Annotated in this window: 2 protein-coding genes; both read left to right on the forward strand. The window is 54.5% G+C overall.

The features are described 5' to 3' along the window. The first annotated feature begins 365 nt into the window (after positions 1–365). Entirely contained in the window at positions 366–761 is a 396-nt protein-coding gene (locus ACW9HW_RS29910; protein ID WP_457402932.1) for a hypothetical protein, read from the forward strand. Next, positions 761–1,021 (forward strand): RHS repeat-associated core domain-containing protein, encoded by a 261-nt coding sequence (locus ACW9HW_RS29915; protein WP_457402934.1) that lies wholly within the window; start codon positions 761–763, stop codon positions 1,019–1,021. The genes ACW9HW_RS29910 and ACW9HW_RS29915 overlap by 1 nt, the downstream gene beginning before the upstream one ends. Positions 1,022–1,985 lie beyond the last annotated feature (964 nt).

Below are 1,985 nucleotides of genomic sequence, written 5' to 3' on the forward strand. Positions count from 1 at the left end.
TTCGAAGCCGACCGTGAATCCAGCGTTCGACACAGACCCCCTGTGGGAGCGAGCCTGCTCGCGAAGAGGCCGGAACTACCTACCCGCAATCCAGGCACTCGATCAAATCCCCGTGTGGCGAGGGAGCTTGCTCCCGTTGGGGCGCGCAGCGGACCCAAAACCTGTGACCGCGATCATTCAGACGGACCGCATCTAACGGTTTTACGGCTGCTGCGCAGCCGAGCGGGAGCAAGCTCCCTCGCCACAGGTATTGGGTGATTCAGGAGATTGAGCCGAGACCGAACCTATCAGTACCGCTAGTACCCTCCCCATGCAATCCTACCGATACTGAGCGCCAGCACTTCGAACCTTCGGAGCACTCACGCATGCCATCGCTGCCCGTCACCCTGCTCTGCCAATATCACTACGATGCCCTGGACCGCCTGATCGCAAATGCGTCGGCAAACGCGCCAGAGCTGCAGTGTTTCTACTGCGAAAGCCAACTGACCACCGAGATACAGGGCGTGATGCGCTACTCCATCGTCCAGCATGGCGACCATCTGCTGGCTCAACAGCAGGACGACGGTAATACACGCGACACTACGCTGCTGGCCACCGATCAGCAGCGTTCGGTGTTGCAGACGGTTAAGGCCAATCAACCACGACACTCAATCGCCTATTCACCCTACGGCCACCACCCTGCTGCCAGTGGATTACTCAGCCTGCTCGGTTTCAATGGCGAGCGAGCGGATCCGGTGACCGGGGGCTATTTGCTGGGCTGATGCGGTTTAATAGCCCCGACACCTTTAGCCCATTTGGGATAGGTGGGCTCAATACGTATGCATATTGCATGGGAAACCCCATCAACCAAATCGACCCTACGGGACACTTCTCTTTAAAACTTGTAAGCCTAATTGAAAGCTACAAGCCGGTTAAAATCCCGAGAGCAAAATTAACAAACATAAAGCCACCGCCACATAGGCTTAGCACCTCGGAAAGCACTTTTATTGGTTATCACGGATCATCAAACAAGCATATATGAAGTTTAGAGAATGGCGTTAATAATCAATCGCCAGCCCACGATTACTTCTATGCAACAACCGACTTTAATGAAGCGCAAATCTACGCCAATCATAGAACTTAGCAACAGCAAAAAATTGAATATCACTATTTAGCCGAGAAACATAGTTTCTAGCTCAAGTAAAAGGGGACCCAACATGTATGTTTAATCAGCACCTCCAAACACCTAAAGAACCTACACATCCTTGCGCACCAGCCTACGACTACGCCAGAATCCGCCGGCTTGTGCGCCTGAGTGCCGGGTTCTATCGTTTCCCGGTCGCTGAAAAACAGCGATCGGGTTTGGTAGCCCGGTAGACTTAGTGCGTAGCACACCTGAATCAGGCCTTTGCGGCCTGTGTCTTTATGGTGGCCATGCGCAGGGCGCCTTCGGGCGCGCCGGTTCTCCAAGTCACCGGTCTACCAACCCGCGTATGGCCACCACCACTTCGTTTGGTAGCGAAGGTGTTGGCTCCTCTTTTCTGACTTGGAGTTTCAGTATGTTCAAAGTAACGCCGAATCCACCGGAAGACGAAAGCGCCCCCAAGACAATTCAGTCGATACGCAAAAGCTCCACGAAGTGGCAGACCTCACCCTCGATGAATACGTCAAACTGTCCACCCGTATAAACGCCATTGAGCGAAAAACCAGCACGATGTTCGTCATCCGAGTCAGGCACAAGTCATCTGGGGAGCCTGCTCGCGAAGGCGGTGTGTCAGTCGACATTTCTGTTGGCTGGGATGGCCCCTTCGCGAGCAGGCTCGCTCCCACAATATGATCGAGGCCAACCGTGAATCCAGCGTTCGACACACATCCCCTGTGGGAGCGAGCCTGCTCGCGAAGGCGGTGTGTCAGTCGACATCTCTGTTGGCTGGGATGGCCTCTTCGCGAACAGGCTCGCTCCCACAATATGATCGAGGCCAACCGTGAATCCAGCGTTCGACACA

The sequence above is a fragment of the Pseudomonas sp. SDO5532_S415 genome, assembly GCF_054071155.1.

What these genes read in the sequence shown, in the direction of transcription:
- ACW9HW_RS29910 (WP_457402932.1), top strand. Translation starts at nt 366, where the DNA reads ATGCCATCGCTGCCCGTCACCCTGCTCTGCCAATATCACTACGATGCC.
- ACW9HW_RS29915 (WP_457402934.1), top strand. Translation starts at nt 761, where the DNA reads ATGCGGTTTAATAGCCCCGACACCTTTAGCCCATTTGGGATAGGTGGG.